The 6,144-nt window shown below is 69.0% G+C and carries 5 protein-coding genes and 2 pseudogenes; all 7 read right to left on the reverse strand.

Annotation, left to right across the window (positions count from 1 at the left end):
* Nucleotides 1–208: pseudogene (locus L687_RS41410) on the reverse strand (CTP synthase); the annotation flags it as partial.
* Between the two features lie 17 nt (nucleotides 209–225).
* Entirely contained in the window at nucleotides 226–1,917 is a 1,692-nt protein-coding gene (gene recN, locus L687_RS41415) for a DNA repair protein RecN (RefSeq protein ID WP_021201741.1), read from the reverse strand.
* A 47-nt stretch (nucleotides 1,918–1,964) separates the two neighbouring features.
* Nucleotides 1,965–2,885, reverse strand: a complete 921-nt coding sequence (locus L687_RS41420; protein WP_021201742.1) for an NAD kinase — start codon at nucleotides 2,883–2,885, stop codon at nucleotides 1,965–1,967.
* Nucleotides 2,882–3,679, reverse strand: coding sequence for a TlyA family RNA methyltransferase (locus tag L687_RS41425; RefSeq protein WP_021201743.1), 798 nt, complete (start codon nucleotides 3,677–3,679; stop codon nucleotides 2,882–2,884). Before L687_RS41425 ends, L687_RS41420 begins: the two co-directional genes overlap by 4 nt.
* Nucleotides 3,676–3,852, reverse strand: a complete 177-nt coding sequence (locus tag L687_RS42960; RefSeq protein WP_021201744.1) for a hypothetical protein — start codon at nucleotides 3,850–3,852, stop codon at nucleotides 3,676–3,678. Before L687_RS42960 ends, L687_RS41425 begins: the two co-directional genes overlap by 4 nt.
* A gap of 52 nt (nucleotides 3,853–3,904) precedes the next feature.
* Nucleotides 3,905–4,942 carry an HAD-IIA family hydrolase gene (locus L687_RS41430; RefSeq protein WP_021201745.1) on the reverse strand — a complete coding sequence of 346 codons (1,038 nt, stop codon included), beginning with the start codon at nucleotides 4,940–4,942 and terminating at the stop codon, nucleotides 3,905–3,907.
* Nucleotides 4,942–6,144: pseudogene (locus L687_RS43205) on the reverse strand (primosomal protein); the annotation flags it as partial. The pseudogene L687_RS43205 and the gene L687_RS41430, both read right to left, overlap by 1 nt.

The raw sequence follows: 6,144 nt of genomic DNA on the forward strand, positions 1-6,144 counted from the left end.
CCTCACCGTGCTGGAACGGGTTCATCGTTCCCGGATCGACGTTCAGGTACGGGTCGAGCTTCTGCATCACGACGCGCAGACCGCGGGCCGTGAGGAGGTTTCCGAGGCTGGCTGCCGTCAGCCCCTTGCCCAAAGACGAAACGACACCACCAGTCACGAAGATGTGCTTGGTCGTGTCGTTCTTGGGTCCCGCAGAAGAAGAGTTCATCACGGGCTTCGATCCTATCAGGAGGTGGGGACGCGGAGGCTGAGAAGTTCGCGGGCGTGGGTCAGGGCGGCGTCGGAATCGGCGAGTCCTGACAGCAGACGAGCCATCTCGGCTTCCCGTTCCTCCCCTTCCAGACGGCGCACGCTGGAGGCCGTGACCGCACCATCATTGGCCTTCACGACCGACAGATGGTTGTTCGCGAAGGCCGCGACCTGCGCGAGGTGCGTCACCGCGATCACCTGCGACTTCTCGGCGAGTCGGGCGAGTCGCCGACCGACCTCGATCGCCGCGGCTCCGCCGATGCCGGCGTCGACCTCGTCGAAGACGAACGTCGGAACCGGATCGGTCGCGGCGATCACCACTTCGATCGCCAGCATCACTCGCGACAGCTCTCCGCCGGAGGCCCCCTTCGAGACCGAGCGCGGCTCGGCTCCCGGATGGGGGGCGAGGAGGATCGCGACGTCGTCCCGGCCGTGGGCGCTCTCGGCGCCCTCGGAGACCGAGACCTCGAGGCGCGCGTCCGGCATCGCGAGCGCACGCAGTTCTTCCGTCACGGCAGCACCGAGACGAGAAGCCGCCTCAGCGCGCGCCGCCGTCAGCGCCTCGGCGTGGGCGTCGAGTTCGACCCGTGCCGCATCACGCTCGGCGATCAGTCGTTCGATCCGATCGCCGTCGTCATCGAGTTCGGCCAACCGAGCAGATCCGGTCTGCCAGACGGTCAGCGCCTCGTCGAGCGAGCCGTGTGCACGGATCAGGGTGCCCAGCGCAGCGCGGCGTTCCTCGACAGCGGCGAGCTCGTGCGGACCCGTCTCGTCGAGATCGGCGAGATAGGCGGAGAGAAGGCCTGCGGTGTCGGCGATCCGATAGCCGATGTCGGCGAGGCTCTCGCTGATCTCGGTCAACTTCACGTCGGCAGCGCGTTCGAGTACTCGACGCGCCTCCGCGACGAGAGCCGAGGCATCAGGTTCGCCCTCTTCGCTCGAGAGCGCGCCGTGCGCGAGCGAGGCCGCGAGACGCAGCTCCTCGGCGTTCGCGAGACGCTCGGCACGCGCGGTGAGCTCCTGGTCCTCCCCCGGCTCCGGAGCCGTCGCCTCGATCAGCGCGAGGGCTTCTCGCAGCCGCGACGCCTCTTCAGCGCGACGTTCACGGTTCTCGGTGATCTCGGATATCTCGGCGTCGAGTGTCCGCCAGCGTGCGAAGGCCCGGGCGTATTCGTCTACGGCCTCAGCGATCGGGGCCCCACCGAAACGATCGAGCGCATCACGCTGCGCGACGGCCGAACGCAGTCGCAGCTGCTCGGACTGGCCGTGCACGACCACGAGCTCGTCCGCGAGCGAGGAGAGCACACCCGCGGGGGCCGCGCGCCCACCGACACTGGCACGGCTGCGCCCTTCCGAACTGAGCGTGCGAGACACGTAGAGTTCCGCGCTGCCAGCACCGACAGGCTCCAGCTCGCCACCGGCCTCGGCGACGATCTCGGCGACGGTTCCGCTCTCGGGGACGATCCAGACGCCCGCGACCGATGCCTGCGCCGCGCCCGCACGCACGGCTCCGGAGTCGGCACGCTGGCCCAGCAGCAGTCCGAGCCCGGTGACGACCATGGTCTTTCCGGCGCCGGTCTCGCCGGTGATGGCGGTGAATCCGGGACCCAGCGGCAGCACGGCATCGGCGATGACGCCGAGCCCCTGCATCCGCATCTCCTCGATCATGACGTCTCCTCGATCATGACGTCTCCTCGATCATGACGTCTCCTCGATCATGACGTCGCCCCCGGCGCCTGTCCGCGCCACCCTTCGACGGGAAGCTGGAACTTGCGCACGAGTCGGTCGGTGAATGCCGTGGGGTGCAGGCGAGCCAGCCGCACGGGACGCGAAGAGCGGCGCACCACCACGCGTGCGCCCGGCGGCAGGTCGTGCGAGCGGCGGCCATCGCACCAGAGGATGCCCGAGCCGTCCGTGCGTTCGAGCATCTCGATCGCCACCGAGGCATCGGGGCTCACCACGAGCGGCTTGGCGAACAGGGCATGCGCCGACAGCGGCACCACCGCGATCGCCTCGACACTCGGCCAGATCACCGGTCCCCCGGCGGAGAAGTTGTAGGCCGTCGAGCCGGTCGGGGTGGAGATCACCATGCCGTCGCATCCGAAACTCGACAACGGCCGGCCGTCGATCTCGAGAACGATCTCGATCATCCGCTCACGACTGGCCTTCTCGACCGTGGCCTCGTTGAGGGCCCACGTCTCATAGACGACCGTGCCGTCGACATCCTTCACACGCACGGACAGGGCGAGCCGTTCCTCGACCTCGTAGTCGCGGTCGATCACACGACGTACGGCTTTGTCCATGTCGTCGCGGTCGATCTCCGCGAGGAAGCCGACGTGCCCCATGTTGATGCCGAGCACCGGAGCCCCGCTGTCGCGTACGAGTTCCGCTGCGCGCAGAATCGTCCCATCCCCACCCAGCACGATCGCCAGTTCGAGGTCGGCCGGATCGACGGAGATGCCGAGTACGGCGATGTCGGCGAAGAAAGGATCCACGGCCACGAGGGCCTCGTGATCGTCGGCGGCCAGGGCCGGTCGCGCTCCGGCCTCCCGAAGCGCGTCGACCACCCGCCGGGCGGCGTCGACGGTGTCCACACGGCCCGCGTGAGCGACGACCAGGATGCTGCGCTCGTTCATCGTCCTCCTGCCAGTCGGTTGATGCTGTCCAGCCATTCTGTCGGATTGCTGCCTCGACCCGGTGCGAGGTGCACGAGATACTCGGCGTTGCCGTGGGTTCCGAGGATCGGGGAGGGAAGGATGCCGAGCATCCCCAACCCCGCGTCCCAGGCGCTCCACACGATGCGAGCCACGGCATCGGCGCGTGTTGCGGGGTCGGTGACCAGTCCCCCACGGACGGCGGTGCGTCCGACCTCGAACTGCGGCTTCACGAGAAGCAGGACGTCGGACTCCGATGGGACCACCGCGGCGACGGCCGGCAACACGAGTTCGAGAGAGATGAACGAGAGGTCACCCACGACCAGATCGGGGGCTGCGACCTCGCCCGTCGCCTCGGCGAGATTCTCCCGTGTCATGTATCGGACGTTGTAGCCCTCGACGGAGACGACTCCGGGATCGGCGGCGATCGACGCGGCGAGTTGTCCATGCCCGACGTCGACCGCGAGCACCTCACGTGCTCCCCGCTCACGGAGCACCTGGGTGAAACCGCCGGTGGATGCGCCCATGTCGAGTGCCAGCCGCCCCTCGACCGGTATCGCGAAGCCGTCGAGGCCCGCGATGAGCTTGTGCGCGGCACGTCCGACGTAGTGGTCTGCACCGGCGATGGTGATCTCCGCCGCATCGTCGACCGCAGTGGAGGCCTTCACGACAGGTCGCCCGTCGACGCTGACGAGGCCCTCCGAGATGAGAGTGGCCGCGTGGGTGCGCGAACGGGCGAGTCCTCGGGCGGCGAGGGCAGCGTCGAGTCGCGTCATCGGGATCCCGAGGTCTCCCGCTGCTCGAGCTTCGCGCCGCTCTCGAGGCGACGGGAGAGCTCGTCGTGGAGGGCCGAATACGCGTCGGCCCTCGCCGGCAGCGGCTGCCCCTCGATCAGACGCAGTCGACTCCACAGGCCATCGGTCGGCGCGCTCGTCGTCTCATCGGTCACGGTTCTACTGTACGCGGCCCGTCCGACGCGGAAGGGCGCCACGCGAGCACCGTCAGGGACGGTGGAACGGGTCGTCGTAGAGGCGCTCCGGAACCCTCAGCACGAACACGGGGGTGCCGGATGCCCAGATGGCGGCGGCTCCCGCGCGCAGCAGGTCGATCTGCTCACCGGAATCCGCCACGATCTCGACGTCGGCGCCCGAAACCCGCACCGCCGCACCGTTCACGCGGAAGACGCCGTCCTGCTCGGTCACCTCGGGATACGGGGCATGCAGTTCGCGCAGGTCGCCGAGGATGTAGGTGGGACGCGAGCCCTCCGGGGCGGCCAGCACATGCTTCGGGCGGTCAATGCCGGTGAGCACCAGGACCGAGTCGATGCCGACCCTGCTCGCCCCCATGATGTCGGTGTCGAGACGGTCCCCGATGAAGAGGGCCTTCTTCGCGCCGAAGCGTGCAAGGGCCTCCTGGAAGATCGGCTCCTCCGGCTTCCCCGCGACGGTGGCGAGCCTGCCGATCGCCGTGTGCACGGCGGAGACGAGCGTCCCGTTGCCGGGCGCCACTCCCCGCTCACGGGGGATCGTCCAGTCGGTGTTGGTGGCGATCCACGGGATGCCGCCTTCGTCCTCGGGAAGCTTGAGAGCGAAGGCCGCCTCAGCGAGATCCGTCCACGCGACCTCCGGAGCGAACCCCTGCACGACGGCGCTCGGCGCATCCTCCGCGCTCCGCGTGACTGTGTACCCGGCTTTCTGCACCTCGTCGACGAGGCCGTCACCGCCGATGACCAGGATCGTTGCCGGGGCGGGCACGATCTGAGCCATCAGCCTCATCGCCGCCTGCGGGCTCGTGACCACGTCGGATGCCTGGACGCGCAGCCCGAGACTGCTCAGGTGCGCTGCGACCGAGGCATCCGTGCGTGCCGCGTTGTTCGTGATGTAGCCGAGTCGAGCCGACTTCGCCGCCTCGTTGAGGCTGTCCACCGCGTAGGGCAGGGCCCCGGGGCCGGCGTACACCACACCGTCGAGGTCGGCGAGAACCGTATCGACTCCGTCAAGCGGAGTGCGAGGCGATCGCTTCCGAGAGAACAGCGCCACTACGCCTCCGGTTCCGACTCGTCGTCCTCGCCGAGGAGCTCGCGCACCTCGTCGTCGACGGTCGGTTCCTCAGCGACGAGCGCGGCTTCGTCGACGTCGGCAGGCGCATCGGACGCTGGCTCTTCCCGATCCGCGTCATCGGCCTCCAGGGGCGTATCCGCCGCGGAATCATTGTCATCCTCGTCGGGGAACTCTCCCTCGATGAGGCTGTCTTCGATGAAGATCTCCTCGTCGCCGGCCTCATCGACCCCTAGCGCCTCAGCGGCGACTTCGGCGCGGTGCGCCCAGAACTCCGCCTCCTCGGTGCGCCCGAGGTCTTCGAGCACGGCAGCGCGGGCGGCGAACAGCGCCGGGCTCCATTCGAAGGCCCGATCGGGATCGAGCTCCGGGATCTCCAGCTCGCCGAGTGCGAGTTCGAGATCGCCCTGGTCGAGACGGGCACCAGACATCGCGATCGCAAGCGCGACCCGGACCGGAGTCTCGAGCGCAGAACGATCGACGGCGCGTCCGGTCTCGAGCGCACGATCGGAGCGACCGATTCCGCGCTCGCTGTCGACCATCAGAGCGATCTGATCGTCCTTGCCGGAGATACGACGGTAGGTCCGCAGTTCGCGGAGCGCCAGGGCGAAGTCTTCCGTGGCGTAGGCGGTGATGCCGAGGGTCTCACGGACGATCGCGATGCGTCCAGCGCGGCGCGATGCGGCCAGCGCGTGCTCGTGGGCGAGCGCCGGGTCCTCGTCGATGAGACGAGAGGCCATCGCCAGGTGACGGGCGACGTGTTCGGCGTTCTCCTTGCTCAGCGTCTTGAGCTCATTACGCGCTGCGCCGTTGAGGTCGCGAGCCGTGACGTCGTCGGGGATCTGCGGCTCATCGAACCGCGGACGCTCGTTCGTCGCCTGAGCCGGACGCTCTCGCCCCGCTCCCCCGCGCTGCGGGAATGAACGTGAACGATCGCGGTCGCCGCCTTCGCGACGCGGGGCGCCACCGTCACGGTTGTAGCCGCCACCTTCACGACGGGGAGCTGCGCCGTCACGGCGCGGGGCACCCCCGTCACGGTTATACCCGCCACCCTCACGACGGGGAGCTGCGCCGTCGCGACGCGGGGCGCCACCGTCACGGTTGTACCCGCCCTCGCGACGGGGAGCTGCGCCGTCACGGTTGTACCCGCCCTCACGACGCGGGGCACCACCATCACGGTTGTA

Origin of the sequence: Microbacterium maritypicum MF109, from assembly GCF_000455825.1 — a bacterium.
In the GTDB taxonomy this organism is placed as follows: domain Bacteria; phylum Actinomycetota; class Actinomycetes; order Actinomycetales; family Microbacteriaceae; genus Microbacterium; species Microbacterium maritypicum_A.